Source organism: Pseudomonas iridis, assembly GCF_017980685.1.
In the GTDB taxonomy this organism is placed as follows: Bacteria; Pseudomonadota; Gammaproteobacteria; order Pseudomonadales; family Pseudomonadaceae; genus Aquipseudomonas; species Aquipseudomonas iridis.
The window spans coordinates 168,356-186,226 of sequence record NZ_JACXXO010000002.1 but is presented as its reverse complement, the minus strand read 5'-3'; the positions used below and the strand labels follow the sequence as shown (position 1 = coordinate 186,226).

Below are 17,871 nucleotides of genomic sequence, written 5' to 3'. Positions count from 1 at the left end.
GTGGATCCAATATCCACGGCTGTTTCGAAGCCTTAACACTGCTGGTCATTTTTTGTTCACATGAATAAAAAACCAGTAAAACAGGGATTTGCGAACAAAATGAGAACGCGTCCACAAATACTCGCACTTGAGCGCGGGCATACCGCTCAGTTGTGCATAAGCTTCCATTCAAAACGGCATAAATCACCTAATACGAGGCAGATCTGCAGAAAAAGTCCCCGTCTCAGGCGAGCAATACAAACCTTGAAAGTGCCTGTTTTCAAGGGTGAAAACCCAGAGATTTCGCCTTCGTTGAGCTTGATCCTGCACCGACGTAAAAATAGTCTGAATTCAGGGGTTTACAGATTTAACCCAATCGCTATAATCGTCGCCCACACGCCGGTATAGCTCAGTTGGTAGAGCAACTGACTTGTAATCAGTAGGTCCCGGGTTCGACTCCTGGTGCCGGCACCATATAAATCAAAGGCTTGCAGCGATGCAGGCCTTTGTTTTTTCCGCTACACGTAACAAGCCACGTAACAAAGCGGGTTGGGCGCCTCTGATTGAGGTCCGCCAGGACCTGTTCTACGGGCGTCGGCTATACAACGCTGAAGTGCGCTTAACAGAGCAGGACAGCAACAGCCGCAGGTCGCGCACCCACCCCCTCCTAGGAGCCAATCCTAAAATCCGTGGGGGCCTGAAAAAATAGCGATATCTGTAATATGCCTGCCGAAAAATGTCTGCAACCCTTGCAGGCCGTGGCTTTCAACGATTCCGGAAAAGGCGATATCGAAGCGATACATTGGCGATATTGTTACCTTTCTAAATAGCTATATTTACATTCTTTAAAACCCAATGAATCCGGGGGTTTGAGGAAAATATTACGTTTCATATCGCTTGATATTACTTCGCCATGTAATACCGGAAAGCCACGGAAATCGTGGCCTGCAGTGCACCTCGATGGGTCGTATAGCCAATATCGCTGTTTTCAGAATTACCCCCCTCGCTCTGAGAACAAATCTCATCAAAACCCTGTTTTTAACGCCTCCAAAATGGCGAGCGAATGCAGCAGCGCATGTGCAGCCCCGTGAAAACTGGTTTCACCCCAAATATCGGCTGCAGGCCACGGCTGGCCTGATGCACACCGCGTAGCGTCCTGCCCGGATTGATTGCATTACACCGGTACTTTCTGATCGATCACGATTTTGAAAATGCACCGAAACACCCGTTTTCGTATTTTTCGCCCAATGAATCCGGGGGTGTCAGCCTTTGGCCGTTTTCACCTGGTCGGTGTGCCGCTGTGCAACCGCGCTTCATTTCCTCGCAAAACCTTTCACAAAATGAAAAGGCCAATCACCTGCAGAGGCCCACGGGCGGCGCGGGCTGCAGCCGGGTTTGCACTACCCGGCGAATTGCACAAAAAAATCACGCAAAGCCCGTCGGCGGGAGGGGGATAAGTGCTTTTTCCGAAGTTTTTTTATTCTGGCGGATATTTTCTTGCGAATGAATCTCATCGCTCAAAACCACATTTCATCGCCCGCCCGTGGAGAAATATCCCTCTGTGGTTATACTGTGCATCCGTACAGTATTTTTAAAGATGGAATGAGGCCGAGCCTATGGACATCGCAACCATCGAACGAACCGCTGCGATCGCCACATGGACGGTCTTGCTGAACGACAACATCGCACTGCTTGCAAACCCTGGCGCTCAGCACAAAGTGCTGCTCAGGATGGCTAACGCCCTGCACCGATCGGACGTGATCAATCGTGATGACCTCAGCGACCTGCTAGAACAGGCTGACGGGGCATTGGCATACGCCGTTGAGGTAATACTGGAACTGCCGCAATGACTGCGGCGCACTCGAAGGGATTGAGGGTGGCGTATCTGAATTGCACACGATTATCCGAACAGCCACAAAAACGCTGCGACCGCCCGGTATAAATTCCCATACCAAAAAGTATCGGGTATGATTAGAGGGTGACGATACTAGACTTAAAAGATCAAAGAGAAAGCCCGCTTAATTGCGGGCTTTTTGCGTTTTGCGGTAAGGGGCTCCGAGCGTGATTAACTTCTCAGTGGCGCGCACCTTGCTGGCCATATGACATAATTCGAGGCCATAGACGCCTCTAACGGAAGGAATTACCGATGGTTGCAAAACTGAAACTTACATGTGACGGATGTGGAATCGAAGCGACATCCACCTATCCTGGGAATCTGACACTGAACACCGGTGCGATTAATCATGGAACACCCTGTCCGAAATGTGGGGGACAGCTCAGCGCACCAGGTGGTAAATACAAAGTGGACGAGAATGGTGTGCTCCAGCGGATCGGCGACTACGAGCCAACAGTGCCCACAGCTCTACACTAGAGATTCAGCGACCGAAAAAAAACCGCCTTAGTAGGGCGGTTTTTTATCTCACAAGCTCGGTTAATAACCGAACCTGTAATCCTCACAGGACGCTTCAACGTCCATCAGTTTATGTTTCGCGCATGGGCAACGCAACGGAGCGAAGCCTTAAAGCGTGACTGACCCCAGCGCTGCAGACAGCAGCGCAGCCTTGGCAGCGTCTGCAGTGAACGCGGCCGCATTGGTTGGCGGTGCGCCAAGCTGAGGGTGTCCGTGGGCTGCAATCTGGGTGTTCATCTGCTGCACCAGGTCGAGCAAATCCCCCAGCACTCGCAACACGTTGATCCCTTCCGATCCTATCCAAGTCTTGGGCGCCTGCAGCCGCTGGCTGATGTCGGTAACACTTTTGCGCACGCCCTTGATTTTTTCCTGCATATCGCCGCCCACGGAGGCGTTGTGCTTCCTGCTCACCACCAGGTTGTAATCCCGCCCGGTCGCCTGGTGCATGTCGTCCACTGATGCCAGTGAGGCGGTACCGCCTGAAAGAAGCTTGAGCGCGCCCAGGGCGTCGATCCGCTTGATCCCACCCACCTTCTCGGTCGAATGGTGTTCCACGTCCTGGTCATGGCTCTGATACTGCTCGCGGTTGCCCAGGGCTTCCACTTCGCGCTCCAGCGAGTGGTCGCGGATCTTGCCATCGGTCTGCCGTAGCCAGTTACCCTCCGCATCGGCGCGTTGCTGCACCGCATCACTGTGTTGCCACACCTGGTCACCCTTTGGCACCTTGGGCAGGCTCAGGCCGTGCGGCAGGATCGTCTGGATATAGGGCTTGTGCGGCAGGCCATAGGCGAAGCACACCACCACCTGGGTGCCTTCATGGGGAAAGGCAAACATGCCCATCTCATCGCCGCCCGAGGGCAGCGGCAACGGCACGCCGGACAGCAGGGGTAGTGCCGGATCCGGTTCACCGTCCGGGCCGAGTACTTCAATATCGACCGCGTAGCGTGGCCGAAAGTCGTCGCAAATGGAGGCGCCGGCGGGCGCGTCAGCGACCCCCACCACGCGGGCAAAGCGCGGCAGGTGGTAGCCACCGGTCAGTTCAGGGAATTGGCGTTCTACGCTGCGCTTGATTGCGTCGTCCATTTGATGGCCATCTGTGTGCCGGCAAGCGTGACACTGGTGATCCGCTCGCCCTGGTTAATTGTTGCACCTGGTCGTAGCCCGGGGAGAGCCGCGACCATTGCGCTTTGATTGCCCTGGTAGCCATCGAACAGACTGACCGGGAGTTGCAGCGGTGCTCGAGCACCAAAGAAGCTGTCGGCCCAGGAGCCGACGAATACTTCACCGTCGCCCTGCTGCTGCCAGATAAAATCGGCAATGCCGAACACTCGCGCCATGCTGTCCAGCGCCTGATATCCGGCCGCCAGGCTGTAGAAAAACGGGGCTTTCACCTTGGTGTATGGCTGATCCGGAACACGAAAGCGCAGGCCGGTCTTGCTGCTGATCTCGGTGAGCACGGCGCGCAGATCCACATGACGCAGGTTCAACGGCAACGGGCGGGCCAGGACAGCGGCGAGCTCACGGCAGAACACCACCTGCTCGATGCCATTCGCCGCGGTGCAGCGCTCGACATAGCCGATGAAGTGGCGCTGCAGCGCGGCTTCGTTGTAGCCGATGTCGAGCGTCACAAGGCCTTGCACCGAGGCCCCGGCCTGAATGGTGAACATCGCCCGCCCTGGGCTTTTGATCTCCAGGCGAACTTCGTCTTTCACCAGCGGCACCACGACGCCATTGATCTTCAGCACTTTGTGCAGCTTCATACTCATGGTGTGCCGCCCAGGTAGGAGTCCACTTTTTTCAGGACTGCTTCAAAGCCGGTCAGCTCTTGGGGCGCGCCGCTCGATCCATCGGCGCCGGTCCCGGCCACGCCGTCACCTGGTGCAGATTGCGACTTCACCGGGTTGCCGGCGCGTCGACTCTCGACTTTTTCCGGGTTCGAGAGCTTTTCCGACAGGGTGAACTGGACGATCCATTGCGCCAGGCTGTCGTCTTCGCGGGCGCTGACGCCGTCGGAAAACGTCACCTGACGGATGCCGAACGCCTCGGCGGTATCGTTGACGATCCGGTACGTCTTGAGCTGGCCACCGCCTTCGGTGCCTTCGGCCAGGCGCATCAGGGTGCGCAGGTTGCTCAGCTGCTTGTACGGGATCGTCAGCGCGACTGTCAGCGTCTTGGGCTTGAAGCCCTTGTGCGACTTTTCGGTGTTGCTGGTCTGCCCCGACATGTCGTCGCTTTCGATCTTGAGGTTGGCCGTCACCTTCATGCGGTTACCGATGATTTGTTGGCCATCGAGCAGCAGCGTCATAGGCCCACCAGTTCGCGAACAAAGCTCAGGCCCTGCAGGGATCCCACCAGCATGACTCCGGACGACAGCACCCATTCATGACCTGGGGCGCCGTCGCCCTCGAGCAGCTGCTTGCGCAGCTCGCCGGCATCACCTGGTCCCAGCAAACGCGCCTGCATGCTGGTGTCGGGCGTACCACCGGCCAGCAGGTCTTTCAGGGCATTGAGTTTCGAGTCCTGGCCCAGGGCTTGTTCGGCTTTGCGCTGGGCCAGTTCAGCTAAATCATCCAGCGGCGAACTGTCCGCCGCATAACTTTCCAGGCGGGCCAACTGGCCGTTGATCGAGGCGCTGGCCTCCTTGAGCACGGTGCAACGCTCCAGTGGTAGATCCCCCCAACGCGGCAGTGCGCCGACGCTGGGCAGTTCCCATTTCGAGGTATCCAGGTCGAACAGGTGCTGGGCACGGCGCTCGGCTTTCTGCAGTTCGGCGATCGGCATCAGCGCGTTGAATTTCGACAGCACACCGGCCATCTGGTCGAAGCGCGTGCCCAGGAACAGGATCACCAGGGCGTACTGCTCACCGGTCGGCCTGGCCGAGTCGGTGTTGTCCTCGAGCTTGTCCGCCAGGCGTTGCACCAGGTTGGGCGCTGACAGGAAGCGTTGATAGCCCGTGCCCTGTCCGACGCCGCTTTGAAACGGCGTCACCACCACGCACTTGGGGATCTCGCCAAACTGGCCGTCCAAGGCGGCGCGACCGTTGGCAATGACGCCCTTGACCGCTGCGCCAATCAAGCTCAGATCGGTGGTGACCTGATCCGCCAGGCTGGTCAGGCGCGCACCGGTGCTCGCCAGTTCGGCGCTGGCCATGTCCTTGGCCGCTCCCATCTGATCCATCCAGGCCGTCGCCTCGACCGGCCACTGCATGGTCACCGGCGCCCAGCTCATTCAGGCGCCTGCTCGGGCGTCATGACCTCGGCGTAAGCTTCCTGGTAGGCCGAAGCGAACATGCCAGGAATGTCGATCGCCTCGATGTCGTCCATGTTCGCGGCTTCGTTGATCGCCGTTTGAACGAGGCGCTCCCCACGGAAGCAACCGCGACCATGCGCCGCCACTGCCTTGGCGATCGGCGTAATCTGTTCGAGGTCCACCAGCTGCCAGCCATTTGCCCCCTTCCAGTCGGTGTCGGGAATCAACCCACCGTTCAACGTCACGTAAGCACTGTTCAGTTGCGCCTGACTTTCACGGTCTGTTTTGACCTGCATGCCCCCAGCCAGCTGAAGCCCCGCCACCTCGAACGCGAAACGGTGCGCGGCCAGCTCAGCGAGCATGACAGGCTGATTCAGGCCCACGACAATCTGCATCGCTTCCGCCTCGTTGGCTGCGGCAAATGTCGCGTTGTAAGGTGTATCGGTATTACTGACGAGCACACCGCCATTTGAAAACGATTCCAACTTGTACATGGCAGTTCCTTACGAAATAGACCATAGGTCGTTGAGGTAGGCTGAAACGTTAGCGCCGGCGAATACATAGATACTGTTGCCGATCGCCACTGCACTATGGTCGGTACGAACGTCGGCAGCTGGCGTTAGTTGTTTCCACGTAGAGGTATCAGGTTCGAAAACTTGCAGGTCGCGGTAACGACTATCAGCTCCGCCACTGTCGCCGCCGAACACATACATCTTGCCGAATAGAGCTACAGCAGTGTGACTGGATCGTGGGCCAGTAGCCGAGGTTAGTTGCGCCCAACTGTTGGTCGAGGGGGTATATACCCACAGGTCTCGAAGGTAATTACCACCGGCAATTCCGGCAAACACATACATCTTCCCGCTAATGGCGACGGCGGTGTGATTGAAGCGATTGGCACTGGCGGTTAATGTCGCCCAGGTATTGTTGACAGGGTTATAGACCCACAGAGTGCCCGTACCAACCTGATTGCTGCTAGCGCTGCTACCGCCGTAGACATACATCTTGCCGTCGATGACGACTGCGCTGTGGTTGTACCGGGCGTCCGGACCATCAGCCAGTTGTGACCAAGTATTTTTGACCGGATCGTAAACTTGCAGCGTTCTAAGCACACCGCCATTGTAACCCCCGAACACATACATTTTGCCGCCGATCTCCACGGCGCTATGGCAGTAGCGAGCCACAGTCGCCGATGCCAACTGCGACCATGAATTGCCTGCTTGGTTGTACTTCCATAGATCAGCCAGCACGTAAGAGGAACTACTGTATCCTCCAAAGACATACATGCTTCCGTCTATCGCTACTGCGGAATGGTATGCGCGTGTCGTAGCACCGCCATTAAGCTGTGCATAAGTACCGGCCAACTCTCCCGCTGTTTTAAATGCGATAACCGGCGACCATTCAGTTTCGCCGAGTGTTTCACCTTTGTATTTGACTCGGGTGTACGCCTGGATACGTGTAGCCAAAACAGTAGCCGGTTTGTAGCTGGTCAGATTGGTCGACACCCAACCGCTGTCATGCACCAGCCCTGTGCCATCTGGAGAAAGAAAGACCTGGAAGCGGCTTTGCAGATGGACGTCACTGCCCCCGTAAACGCTGAATGGATCACTGAGGATCGTCAAACCTGAGCTGACATCCTGCTGGCCATCGGTGGGAAACAGGATGGCGGGACGACGGATGTAGGTCGAAGCGGTGTTGAAAATCGTAGCGACCGGCGCGGCGGACTGTAACGAAACCCCGTTGTGAAAAGCCCGGGCGTAGTGCCGTTTACCGGGTGCCAGCGTGACGTTATGTTCACCGGGCCGCAGGCTCTCCAATTCCGTCGTGCTGGTAACGTCCAACACTAGCTGGGTGAATTCTTCGTCGGTCGCGATTTGCCAGTGGGTTGATACGTGGTGATCGAACCCCGTTGGGTAAACCTCGAACGCGGTGGTGATCAGCAAGGGGTCCAGGATGACTCCTGTCGCCAAATTGGCAGGGCTGGTGATACTCGGTGGCACAATGGCGGCAGCGCCCACCGGCAGGCGGAACGAGGCCTTGTTGCCATCGCGCAACACCTCGAGCGTCAGCAGGCCTTCTGCCGCGACCGTAGGAATGGTCAGCGTCACCTTGTCCGCATCGACGGCGACTGTGCCCAGGGTGGTCGATGCTGTGAATACGCTGAAACGGTTGTAATCGGTGATGGTGTAGGTGTTGACGCTGCCTGGATAAACCAGCACGGGGCCGTCAAGGCTGACCGCTGCCGGCGGCGTCCAGGTTTCCAGATCAACCTTCTTGGCCAACTCGGTTTTCAGTTCGGCCAGCTGCGTATTGATCGCGGTGAAGTCGGCGGTGAAGTCGAATTGCCAAGTGCTGGCCGGCACCGTGATCCCCGACAGCGACTGCGCGCCGTCATATTCCCAGACGATGTTGCGGGTCAGGTTGTTGCCGGCCTGCAGTGGCGGGATCTCGCGACGTTTCTGCTGCAGCGGGACATAAGCCGCAATGAGCAGCACGTTCTCGGCCGTCACCAGGCCCATCCAGTTGAAATCAAAGTCGCCGACGTCAGTGCCTAACATCAGGCTGTACACCACCTTGTTGGTGGCCAAATAGCCTTCACGGGTGACCGGCGTGGTATGCACGATCAGGTTGGCATCGGGCACGCCGGCGGCGCGGTCCACCGGCAGGGTGGTATCCAGCCCGGGCACTTTGGCCAGGATGAAGCGGGACACCTCAACGGTCTGGCGTGCGGCCTGTTTCTGCGAGATCAGGCTTTCGCCTGCAAGGGTAATGCTAGCCCCCATGGGGTAATTCCTTTTAGCGTGTAACCAGGGTGACCTGGTCGTTGTTGAACTCGGAGGTGGTCAGCGCCAGGCCGACCGTTTGGGTGTCGTTGAAACGGGCGACCATCGACAGGTGGTCGTTACCGAACTCGGAAGTGGCCAGGCGCATACCCACGCTTTGCGTGTCGTCGAACTTGGCGATCAGGGTCATTTGGTCGTTGCTGATCTCGTAGGCAGCCATCACCAGGCGAACCACGGAGGTGCTGACGAATTCGTAACGGCGGCAGGTGCGCCCGTACTGGTGAACGATCATGTCCAGCAGCGCTGGATTTTCCGAAAGCTGCGAATCACTCAGGTGCAGCTGGACGATGTCCCAGTCCCGATCGGGCAGGCGTTCTTCGATCCGCACATACCCGACGCCGAGGCGCTGCAGGATCCGCTGGAAGCCGATCACCGATCCGGCGTCGACCGCGTTGATAAAGGCGTATTTGACGCGCAGGCGGTACAGCGCCTCGGACTCGCCTCGAAAGCGGGTGATGTCGCGCTGCCAGGCGAGTAGATCCAGAATGGCCAGATGGCAGGTCTCAGCGTCCATCTGCAGCAGCGGCCAGCGCATCCAGCCCTCGACAGAATCCCACCAGGCCTGGGCGGTGGCCTTGAGCTTGGTGATCTCTGCGCCGTCCAGCCAGAACGGCAGTTCGAGCTTAATCATCGAACGTCACCTCCAGCGCCTGCAGCCGGGGAATGACCAGGTCAGAAATGATGTCCTCGTTGCCGAACTTCATCGACTCGATGCCGGGGAACTGTTCGTGCAGTTCCTCGATCAGGCGGCTGAAGGAAAAGCGCGACTGCGGCCAGGTCAGCGTCGGCGTGTAATCGCGCCCAGTGCTTTCCCGGAACGCTGCCCGCACAAACAGAGCGATATCGGCTAGCAAGGTGGCACGCTGCGTCACGGTCAGGTTCGCCACCGGCCACACCTGCAAGCTGACGTCGTGCAGGGTTTCGGGCATGACCATGACCAACATGGAATCGCCGTGGCCATGGTTGCCCTCGTCCATGATCTTGGCGTTGATCTGCTCCAGGTACGTGTCCGCCGGCACGCCCGCTTCGAACAATACGTAGGCATTGGCGCTGCCTGGGCCACGCGGTGCCCCATGTTCGAAGTACACACCATTGGCCGATACGCCCGGGAATGCCGCGATCAAGGCGCGATACACCGCGTCGGTGTGCCACTGATTGACCGCGCTGAACTGGTTGCGCACACGCAGGCGCAGCTGGTCGTCCGGCTCGGAATCCGAACCCGGCGTCGCCAGCCAGCCGTCGAGGTTGACCACCTGAACCACGCCCGGTACCGGCACCGGCAAGATCGCGTAATAGCCCGGAGCGAGGTTGTAGCCACTACCTGCGTCGACAGCCATAGCCGGAATTTGTAGTTGTGACTCGCCTTCGACAAAGCTGGCAGCCGCGGTGGTCACCAGTTCGTAAACGTGGCCATTGATAGAGGCTGACTGCACCCGCGTGCCGATAGGGACTTCGAATTCGCCCGCCGTCGTGGCGCGACTGAACAACAACGTGCCGATGGCCTTGGTCGGTGCTTTACGCTCGACGTTGACCGCCCAGGCCAGCATGTCGAGCCAGGCCTTTTCGGCAGTCTTGACGAAAAAATTCGGCAACACGGTGTCGCTGACAAAGGTCAGCAGCCACAGCACCGGCTTGGTCACCAGCGCGGTGATCACTCGCCAGAACGGCGAATAGGCGCTGGTGTTGGCCAGCTTGCTGCCTTGAGCGGTTACCTCGGCTTCCCAGGCGGCCTTCAGCGCGGCCTCGGTCGTCGGAATGCCCGAGTCAGCGAGCGCCTGTTTAAAATCGACGCTCACAGGGTCACCTCGACAGTGCCAAATTGCAGGGTGGTGGCGGTGACCAGGTACTGACCTGGTGCAAGCTCTTTGATCGACGCGGTGCCCGGTACCAGGCGCACGTCCGCTTCCACCAACAGCTCCAGCTGCTGGATGCAGTCACGCTGTTTCAGGCGGTTGCGCTCAGCCACCAACGTCACCAGCAGACCGCTTTCGCGGATCATGTGGCCGATGTCCTGGGCAATGCAGGCGCGATCCTCGACCGGCAGCGGCTGGCGTGACAGATCCAGTGCCAGGTCGTTATCCGTGATCAGCAGATCGATGTATTCGCTCATCCACCCACCGCCATGCTCATCATGTTTTCCACTTCCAACGGGGTCATAGGCTTGGCCGTGTTGATGTTGAGGGTCTCCACATGCGTGCCCTTGTTTTGGGTCTGGTTGTTGGTGTTCTGGATGCTGCGCAGCAGACCGCCCTGGGGCACGGCGGTCGGGCGCGTCGGGGAAAGGCTTCCGGTCGTTGCGCTCATGCGCTGGCGGGCTTGCTCGGCCTGTTCGGTCGGAGCCGGCGCCATGACCAGGGGCGGAACTACCGACAGGGCAGGACGCGACGCCAACGGCTGTTGGGCGACCTGCAGCGCCCGATCCACTGCCGGCGTGTTCGGTACCGGCGCTTCAATGCCGGGAATCTCCGGCGCTTTGGGCATCTCGCCAAAGGCCGCATCGATCTGCACGCCGGGGATCTTGTTCAACATCTCGATCAGGCCGTTGATCGCGTTCTTGAAGATCGCCACGATGCCGTCCCAGGCTGCGCTGGCCATACCGGTCCAGCCACCGATCGATCCGAACCAATCCGATAGCGCCTGCAGCTGGCTGGCGATCCACTTGAATGCTGTGGTGTTCATCAGAGCGCCGGTCCAGTCGTCCCAGTAGTAGATCGCGGCGCCGACGATCGCGACCAGGGCGACAATACCGGCGATGATCAGCCCCACCGGGTTGGCATACATGGCGGCGTTGACCAGCCAGATCGCGCCCTGCCAAAGCAACATGCCGACCTTGACCAGCCCCATCCAGGTGTAGAGCGCCGCCAGACCGAGGACAAAGCCTGCGATCAACACGGTGTGCACCAGGAACATGGCGATGCTGCGGAAACCCGTCCAGGTCAGGACTTTCCAGATGGTGACCAGCGATAGCCAGACCATTTTGGCCAGACCCACAGTGAAGGTCATCGCGGCCATGGCGGCGGTCAGGCCGAGGATCACCAGCACGGTGATGCCGATCACGCGGGTGATGTTGGGGAACAGCTGGGTCCAGCGGGTCAGCGTGCCGGCGATACCCACCAGTTTGCCCATCAGCGGGGCGAGCATTGGGATCAGCGCCTGGCCGAAAGCAATGCGTAACGCCTGGACGGCCGCGCCGAACTGCTGCCACGGATCCACCATGGCCTTGGCCATTTTCTCGGCACTCTCCAAGCCGCGGACTTTGCCCAACTGGTCGAGGCCGTTTTTGAATCGGTCGGTGTCCTTGGCCAGGGCGTTGATCACCCGTGCCCCTTCCCCGCCGAACGCCTCGGTCAGCTTGGTGCCAGCAGCGGCACTGGTCAGGTCGCCGAACTTGCCCTCGAGCTTGGCCAGAATGTCGGTCATCGGCATCAGCTGGCCGTTTTGCTCGGTGAATTTGATCTTGAGCTTGTCGGACGCTGCGCCGATGTTCTCGAAAAACGACTTGTACAAGCCGCCGGCGTCGCCGCCTTCCATGGTGCTGCTCAAAGTACCGATCACCGCGAACTGCTCAGCGATGTCGACGCCCGCCGTGGTGGCGAGCTGGCCCACTTCCTTGAACGCATCCTTGAGCTGTGCGCCGTCCGTGCGGAATAGCTGCGCCGCCAGTGCCGTCTGACCACCCAGCTTTTCGACCCACTGGCTTTTGCCCATGGCGTCGGCCGAGGTTTTGAACAGGTTGTACATGGTGCCGACGTAGGCGCCCATGGTCTCGGCGTCGGACTTGGTGGCCTTGGCCAACAGGTTGCTGGTGTTGGTGAAGGTCGCCAGCTGGTCGCCGGACAACCCCTTGATCGCGCCCGAGATGCTGTAGGCCGAGGCTACGAAGTCGCGGGCGTTCTCGCCGTAGTTCACTGAGAACTCCAGCGACTTTTGATTGAGGGCATTCAGCGCATCTTCGGCCACGCCCAGCGAGCGGACTTCGCCCAGGGCGCGGTTCATTTCCAGCGCCGGTTCCAGCGATTCGGTAATGGCCACACCCGCGCCCACCATGCCGGCCAGGCCTGCGCCCATCTTCATGATGTTCTGCTGGCCTTGGGTGGCCAGGTCGGTGAAGCTGGTTTTCACCTTGCCCAGGGGCGCGCTGACCTTGTCGGTCAGACTGAGGATGAAAGCCAAGCGTGCGCTGCGGTCAGCCATGGGGTTTTATCCGTTCAGCGCAAAGGCGATGCCGTTAGCCACGGCGATCTCCATGCGTCTCCAGTGTTCGTCCTCCAGCCACTTGGCCATCCCCATGTTTTCGATCGTGGGTTCGGTACCAGGTAGCCAGCGGGTAGTCAGGGCCAGCAACTGGCCCAGGCTGTCTTCGGTTAAGCCGTCAGCGTGGCTGAGGACTTTTTTACGATGATGTCGATGTCCGGCGAGTACTCTTCAAGCAGCGCACCGGCCAGCTCCATCACCGTCACCGGGTTGGCCAGCAAGGGCTTCAGCGTGGCGCGTTCTTCCTGCTTGACGGTGCCCATCAGCAGGTTGTTGGCCGGAGCCACCTTGTTCGCCTGGGTGGTGGCGTTGAAGTACTTGGTCACAACCTGGGGGGTCATCTGGAAGGTGAACTCCTGGTCGCCGATTTCCAGGGTGATGTCGCGGTTTACGTCAGTCATTGGAGAGTCCGTCTGTAAGGGTTTTGGTGGATGTTGATCAGGGATTGGCGGGCATGCGTTGGCACACCTGCCGGGTGTAGTCCTGCAGTCCGAGGACCATCTGCCGGGTTAGGGCGAGCTGATCTCGGAGGGTGAAATAATCCGGTCGAGCGTCTGCTGCGAGTTCGGCGGATCCAGCATCAGCCACGCTGCCGGTGCCGGTGCCGGTGGCACCAGGTACTGCGGTGGCGGTGGAGCAACTGGCTTTGATGAGCAGCCGCTTATCGCGAGCAGCAACAGCAAACTGCAAAGCCTTATTGGTCTCGCGTTCATGGTTCAGCTCCAGGGTGTGTTTCAGGTCGTTGGCATCACGGGCAGCCAGCATTTCGCCGGAGATCCGCGCCGCTTCGCGCAGGCCGTCGCGCTCGGTGGTGACAGTGCCCAGATTGAGCACAGCGGCATCACGCTCTCCCCGGGCGTAGTCGCGCTGGTCTGCGACGTAGTCAAAAAGGATGTAAGCGGCGAGGCTGGCCAGCAGCAGGAACAGGGCAAGGCGCGGCAGTGAGATGGTCATTTAAGGCAAAGCTCCATTTCAGCGATCCGGCGGTTGTGCAGCCCTTGAACGAACTGCTTGCGACCGCTGGGCAAAGTCACGTACGACCAGACTGGCGAGCCGTCCGGCGCGTAGGCCAGCGCCCTGCAGCCTTCAGCGATGCGACCGGAGTTGATCAGGCCCACGGCCCGACTGGCGCACGTGCTCGGCGTCCCAACGTTGTGGCCATGGCTGCTCAGCGCATCGAAGGCGTTCTGCCCGATCGCCTGATTCGTCAGGCAATCCGCCAGGGCTAGCTGCCCTTTCGAAACCACCAGGCTTTCCACCTCGGCGCAGCGGGCGTCGGACCAGTAATCACCCACTACGACCGGCACCGGGCTGGTGTAACGGGTGATGCCCTTGCACACGGTCGGCAGGCCACGGGCCAGCGGATCGGCATACACGACGTTCTGTCCGGTGCCTTCCCACTTACCCAGGAACGAAGTGAACGTGGTGCTGACCAGCACCAGGGCGCCGATGGCGATCTTGTGGCGCAGGTTCATCCCTTCACCTTCCAATCGCGCAACATCTGCCGGTACTTGGGAACCAGGAGCAGGATCTGCAGCACCATGTAGAAGGCCGTCAGCATGTAAGCCACCGCCGACCAATCAACGGCGCCGGTCACACCGGTGGCAGCTACGCCGATCGCGGGTGACGCTTTTGCCAACGCAATGGCGGTGTCCTGGGCGGCTTGATTCGCGCTCATCGCCGAACCTCCCGTTCAAAAATTGACTGGCACGGGACGCAACGGGTCATGCCGCCGAGCGCTTGGCGCGCTGCAGGAATCTCGTTGTCGCAGTCCTCGCAATGGGTGAGGCTTGGCCCGATCGGCCGCTTGCGCGCAAGCACGGCCTTGATGGCCTGCTCGCGCTGCCGAAGCTCAAGCGCCTGGGCGCGGTCGAACGGGCACACCATCAGGTCAGGCCCTCAATTTCAGCAGCGGACAGGTACGGCACGCCGTTGATCTTGATGAAGTCCGGACTGGTGACGTCGAACGGGATCTTGTGTTTGTTCTTCTCGCCGCCTTTCGGGTCGAGGCTCAACAGGCTGGAGATCCGCACCTTGCAACCGAACGCTTCGATGCGCAGTTCCTCGTCGCCCGCCTTGGCGAAAAACACGATGTCGAACGGTTCCAGCTCGCGAAAACTGCCGGCGCTCTTGGCCTGCTCGATCAGCAGGTTGAAGTTGGTGGTGTCCAGCTCCAGTTCACCCGCTGCGGCCACGTCACCATCGACGTGCCCGTTCGGCACACCCTTGGTCTGGGCCACGGTGCTGTTGTCGGTGATGTCGATGGTGCCGCTCTCAACGTGAACGAGCAGATCGCCCAGGTTCACATCGAAGTTCTTGCCGCCAATCTTTGCAGCCATGCGGGGTTACTCCGTTTCAGTGGTCGAAAGGTCCAGCGCGATGTTCGCGGTCAGGTCTTTCGGGCAGTTAAGGGGGCGCAACTTGATGTAGGCCTCTACGGCCGTTTTGCTCTTCCAGGTCAAGACGATGTCGCCGTCCTTGGGCTGCTCGATCTCGCCCGGGAACACCTGGCCAGCGAACTTTGTGGACTTGGCCATGGCACGCAGCGGGGCCATCAGCGCACTGATGTTCACTGCCATGCTGTTGGCCGAGTTGTTCAAGCGGCGATCAGCAACACGGCGAATCAGCAAAGGCCGTACAGCGCGGGCGGCCTTGTCGGTGATACGCAGGTATTCAATGACCTTGAAGTCGCTGTCGGGGCTGTCGAGCATGTTGCCGTCGCCGAAGAACACGCCCGGGTAACCGACATAAGTCTGGGTGACCGTGAAGCGCGCAGCGTCCAGCGTTGAACGGGTGGCCGACTGCAATGGCACGCCTTCGGAGTCGACTGGGGTAGCGCCAAGGCCAAGCACCGCACCGGTGGCCACACGCATTGGGCTGTCCGCAACACTCACGGAGGCGTCGGCCAAACGACCGGCCAACACGCCCTGGTCATTGCCATGCATGAGCGGCACACACATGACTCGAGGCGCGGCGAGATCGAGCACCAGAGCTTTCTGAGCCAGCGCGTATTGCGCCCAGGTCTGAGTCGCGGCATCGATGCCAACCGAGGCAGCAATGAAGAACGCCCGGCAGGCATAGGTATTGAGGACCAGCACCGCCGCGTCGTTCATTGCGGAGAGTTCAGCAGCAGCTGTCACCGGCGTGGTGACCACGACTGCTTCAAACTCATAACCGGTTTGTAGGGCCTTGGTCAGAGCCAGTTGCCAGGTGCTGTCGGAGGCCAGTGGCGCAGCAAGACAGGCCCAGCTGTCGCCGCCATTGGCGCGAGCAGCCAGGATCTGGGTTTTCAACTCGCTGGCAGCGGTGCCCAGCTCGACGTCCAGGTCACTGTCAGTGTTGAGCGGGAGCAGACCGCCGGCGTTCTTGGCAGCTGGGCCAATGAACAAGAAGTAACGCTCGACCCCGCTCACGACGCCCTGGCCGAGATTGAGGTTACGAACTTTGACTGAACCGAGTGCCATAAAAGCAGTGCCTCGTTAACGGGGTGAATTAAGGATTTGTTGGAGCACCAGGTTCACCAGCGAGCTGGTTTCTGACTCGGTGCCGGGGCCGAGGAACTGGCGTTTTGGCAGGGTGATGTCCCAGCTTTGCGCACCAGATGACTCGGTTTGTTCGTCGTCCAGGATGCGGATCAGCAGACCCGCCTTGGCGTAGTTCACGTGCTCTTTGATCCACGCCACAGATGGGCGGGTAAGTGTTTTTTTGCCCTTCTGGCGGGTCTTGAACCCGAGGCGGCGCAGGCGCTTGGCCTGCTTTTCGGTAGCGGCCAGGCCTTCGGGAATCTTGTTCCACTGGCGCATCTGGGCTGCGGTGCGGCGCTCGGACACACCGTTATGCTGCTGCGATGCAACCCAGCGGGTCAGCGCGTTGCGCCAGCCCAGCTCGGCTTCGTTGGCACTGATACGGGTGACGTCGAGCAGCTTGCCCAACCCCGCTTCCATCTTCTTCTTGCCCTTGCTCGAGCCTTTGCGAGCAGCGAACGGCGTGCCGTCCAGGTTCTTTTGGTCGCGGATCCGCTGGCGGCTCATGCTGCGCACGCGCTTGGTCACGTTGTTGAGCAGACGCCGACGCAGTTGTGGGGGCAGCTCCAGCAGGGCCAGCTGCTCTTCAGCACCCAGAAGGCCGCGCACGTCGAGATCGAAGGTGCTACGCGCCATCGCCGGTCACCTCGCCTGATTCCGCGATCCACAGTTCGAACGGGATAAATGACCAAGTCTTTTTGAACGCGGTGATTTCGCCGGCAGGATCCTCGGCCAGGTACTGGGGTTCGGTGAACTGCAGCTTGATGTCCACGTCAGCCAGGTCGTCATCAAGCATGGTGATGTCGAACACAGCACCAGGCAGTCCGTCGCGGTCCTGATCGTTGTTCTCCAACCAACTGCCCACGAGGGCCATAAGTCGCCCTGGGTGATCAGCGAAACGCTCCAGCACGATCGTGGCGCTGTAGTTCATATCGCCCATGTGCATGCCTTCGACGTCGTCTTTCCAGATCAACTCCAGCTGCACCTGGTCCGTCCAACTGTCGAGCTGTTCGGTGGCCACAAGTTGGCGTTCGATGAGATAGGCCGTCAAAGCCTGCAGCTTGATCACAGGAGCGCCGCCGTGATGCGACCACGGCCCTGCAGCGAACGAACAGCGGCCTGGCTCAAAGCTAGGAAGGTTTCCGACCGCTCCGGCAGTTCCTTGCCAGTGTTCTCGGCGCTCTCACGACGGGTTACGGTAGCGAACTGGGTCAGCAGGCTGGCCTTGGCGCGGCAATACACGGCGCGCTTGTACGTCGCTGCTTGAAATGTGCGCTCCGGTAGCACCATAGGGTCAGCAGATTCCAAGCTGGAGACACCAGCGGACTGCCAACGGGATTTGCAGATGGCCAGGTCGTTGTTGACCTCGATCATTGCAGTGGTCAAATCAGCGGCCAGCAGCTCGCCCAGGTATTCACCAGGAAGGCGGTAGGCCTTCTGGAACTCAGTCACGGACAGGTCTGGCCAGAAGCCGTCGTTGCCGATCTGCTGTTCCACAAACTTGGTGGGGTTACCTGAAAAGCTCATTGCTGGGCGCTCGAATAGGGCGGGGAAACTGGTGGTGGTGAGTCGACGGCCATAAATGGCTGACTCACTTCCACAGTTCCCCGCTGGG

General features: G+C 59.7%; 21 protein-coding genes, 1 tRNA gene and 1 pseudogene. 2 read left to right on the top strand and 21 right to left on the bottom strand.

Annotated features, from left to right (window positions below; genetic code table 11):
• The first annotated feature begins 377 nt into the window (after positions 1 to 377).
• Both IEQ42_RS05810 and IEQ42_RS05805 read left to right on the top strand, forming a co-directional pair.
• Positions 378 to 453: transfer RNA gene (locus tag IEQ42_RS05810), tRNA-Thr, on the top strand.
• Between the two features lie 1,142 nt (positions 454 to 1,595).
• Positions 1,596 to 1,829 carry a hypothetical protein gene (locus tag IEQ42_RS05805; RefSeq protein WP_210702868.1) on the top strand — a complete coding sequence of 78 codons (234 nt, stop codon included), beginning with the start codon at positions 1,596 to 1,598 and terminating at the stop codon, positions 1,827 to 1,829.
• A gap of 668 nt (positions 1,830 to 2,497) precedes the next feature.
• On the opposite strand, the gene IEQ42_RS05800 is transcribed toward IEQ42_RS05805, so the two are convergent.
• From IEQ42_RS05800 to IEQ42_RS05705, 21 genes and pseudogenes are all read right to left on the bottom strand, one after another.
• Complete coding sequence (locus tag IEQ42_RS05800; RefSeq protein ID WP_210702867.1) at positions 2,498 to 3,472, bottom strand: hypothetical protein; 975 nt, start codon at positions 3,470 to 3,472, stop codon at positions 2,498 to 2,500.
• Positions 3,445 to 4,155, bottom strand: a complete 711-nt coding sequence (locus IEQ42_RS05795; protein WP_210702866.1) for a hypothetical protein — start codon at positions 4,153 to 4,155, stop codon at positions 3,445 to 3,447. The genes IEQ42_RS05800 and IEQ42_RS05795 overlap by 28 nt, the downstream gene beginning before the upstream one ends.
• Positions 4,152 to 4,694, bottom strand: coding sequence for a baseplate complex protein (locus tag IEQ42_RS05790; RefSeq protein WP_210702865.1), 543 nt, complete (start codon positions 4,692 to 4,694; stop codon positions 4,152 to 4,154). Before IEQ42_RS05790 ends, IEQ42_RS05795 begins: the two co-directional genes overlap by 4 nt.
• Complete coding sequence (locus IEQ42_RS05785) at positions 4,691 to 5,617, bottom strand: hypothetical protein (protein ID WP_210702864.1); 927 nt, start codon at positions 5,615 to 5,617, stop codon at positions 4,691 to 4,693. The genes IEQ42_RS05790 and IEQ42_RS05785 overlap by 4 nt, the downstream gene beginning before the upstream one ends.
• Complete coding sequence (locus IEQ42_RS05780) at positions 5,614 to 6,132, bottom strand: DUF4376 domain-containing protein (RefSeq protein WP_210702863.1); 519 nt, start codon at positions 6,130 to 6,132, stop codon at positions 5,614 to 5,616. Before IEQ42_RS05780 ends, IEQ42_RS05785 begins: the two co-directional genes overlap by 4 nt.
• Positions 6,133 to 6,141: 9 nt before the next feature.
• Positions 6,142 to 8,418 carry a Kelch repeat-containing protein gene (locus IEQ42_RS05775; RefSeq protein WP_210702862.1) on the bottom strand — a complete coding sequence of 759 codons (2,277 nt, stop codon included), beginning with the start codon at positions 8,416 to 8,418 and terminating at the stop codon, positions 6,142 to 6,144.
• A gap of 175 nt (positions 8,419 to 8,593) precedes the next feature.
• A pseudogene (locus tag IEQ42_RS05770) lies at positions 8,594 to 9,109 on the bottom strand (phage tail protein); the annotation flags it as partial.
• The gene (locus tag IEQ42_RS05765; RefSeq protein WP_210702860.1) at positions 9,102 to 10,274 is read right to left on the bottom strand and encodes a baseplate J/gp47 family protein; all 1,173 of its coding nucleotides are present in this window, start codon (positions 10,272 to 10,274) and stop codon (positions 9,102 to 9,104) included. The pseudogene IEQ42_RS05770 and the gene IEQ42_RS05765, both read right to left, overlap by 8 nt.
• Positions 10,271 to 10,588 (bottom strand): DUF2590 family protein, encoded by a 318-nt coding sequence (locus tag IEQ42_RS05760; RefSeq protein ID WP_210702859.1) that lies wholly within the window; start codon positions 10,586 to 10,588, stop codon positions 10,271 to 10,273. Before IEQ42_RS05760 ends, IEQ42_RS05765 begins: the two co-directional genes overlap by 4 nt.
• The gene (locus IEQ42_RS05755; RefSeq protein WP_210702858.1) at positions 10,585 to 12,672 is read right to left on the bottom strand and encodes a phage tail tape measure protein; all 2,088 of its coding nucleotides are present in this window, start codon (positions 12,670 to 12,672) and stop codon (positions 10,585 to 10,587) included. Before IEQ42_RS05755 ends, IEQ42_RS05760 begins: the two co-directional genes overlap by 4 nt.
• 6 nt (positions 12,673 to 12,678) lie before the next feature.
• On the bottom strand, positions 12,679 to 12,822 hold the full coding sequence (locus IEQ42_RS27620) for a DUF6890 family protein (RefSeq protein WP_414704675.1): 144 nt from the start codon (positions 12,820 to 12,822) through the stop codon (positions 12,679 to 12,681).
• A 20-nt stretch (positions 12,823 to 12,842) separates the two neighbouring features.
• Positions 12,843 to 13,133, bottom strand: coding sequence for a putative phage tail assembly chaperone (locus tag IEQ42_RS05750; RefSeq protein ID WP_210702857.1), 291 nt, complete (start codon positions 13,131 to 13,133; stop codon positions 12,843 to 12,845).
• Positions 13,134 to 13,170: 37 nt separating this feature from the next.
• Positions 13,171 to 13,686, bottom strand: a complete 516-nt coding sequence (locus IEQ42_RS05745; RefSeq protein ID WP_210702856.1) for a lysis system i-spanin subunit Rz — start codon at positions 13,684 to 13,686, stop codon at positions 13,171 to 13,173.
• A complete protein-coding gene (locus IEQ42_RS05740; RefSeq protein WP_210702855.1) occupies positions 13,683 to 14,207 on the bottom strand; it encodes a lysozyme in 525 nt (174 codons plus the stop codon). The genes IEQ42_RS05745 and IEQ42_RS05740 overlap by 4 nt, the downstream gene beginning before the upstream one ends.
• Positions 14,204 to 14,410 (bottom strand): hypothetical protein, encoded by a 207-nt coding sequence (locus tag IEQ42_RS05735; RefSeq protein ID WP_169880197.1) that lies wholly within the window; start codon positions 14,408 to 14,410, stop codon positions 14,204 to 14,206. Before IEQ42_RS05735 ends, IEQ42_RS05740 begins: the two co-directional genes overlap by 4 nt.
• On the bottom strand, positions 14,407 to 14,619 hold the full coding sequence (locus IEQ42_RS05730) for a TraR/DksA family transcriptional regulator (RefSeq protein ID WP_120266632.1): 213 nt from the start codon (positions 14,617 to 14,619) through the stop codon (positions 14,407 to 14,409). Before IEQ42_RS05730 ends, IEQ42_RS05735 begins: the two co-directional genes overlap by 4 nt.
• Positions 14,619 to 15,071 carry a phage protein gene (locus IEQ42_RS05725; protein ID WP_210702854.1) on the bottom strand — a complete coding sequence of 151 codons (453 nt, stop codon included), beginning with the start codon at positions 15,069 to 15,071 and terminating at the stop codon, positions 14,619 to 14,621. Before IEQ42_RS05725 ends, IEQ42_RS05730 begins: the two co-directional genes overlap by 1 nt.
• A 6-nt stretch (positions 15,072 to 15,077) precedes the next feature.
• Positions 15,078 to 16,196, bottom strand: a complete 1,119-nt coding sequence (locus IEQ42_RS05720; RefSeq protein ID WP_210702853.1) for a DUF2586 domain-containing protein — start codon at positions 16,194 to 16,196, stop codon at positions 15,078 to 15,080.
• A 15-nt stretch (positions 16,197 to 16,211) separates the two neighbouring features.
• The gene (locus IEQ42_RS05715) at positions 16,212 to 16,892 is read right to left on the bottom strand and encodes a phage virion morphogenesis family protein (RefSeq protein ID WP_120266538.1); all 681 of its coding nucleotides are present in this window, start codon (positions 16,890 to 16,892) and stop codon (positions 16,212 to 16,214) included.
• Complete coding sequence (locus IEQ42_RS05710) at positions 16,882 to 17,325, bottom strand: phage tail protein (RefSeq protein ID WP_120266537.1); 444 nt, start codon at positions 17,323 to 17,325, stop codon at positions 16,882 to 16,884. Before IEQ42_RS05710 ends, IEQ42_RS05715 begins: the two co-directional genes overlap by 11 nt.
• The gene (locus tag IEQ42_RS05705) at positions 17,322 to 17,783 is read right to left on the bottom strand and encodes a head completion/stabilization protein (RefSeq protein ID WP_210702852.1); all 462 of its coding nucleotides are present in this window, start codon (positions 17,781 to 17,783) and stop codon (positions 17,322 to 17,324) included. Before IEQ42_RS05705 ends, IEQ42_RS05710 begins: the two co-directional genes overlap by 4 nt.
• Positions 17,784 to 17,871 lie beyond the last annotated feature (88 nt).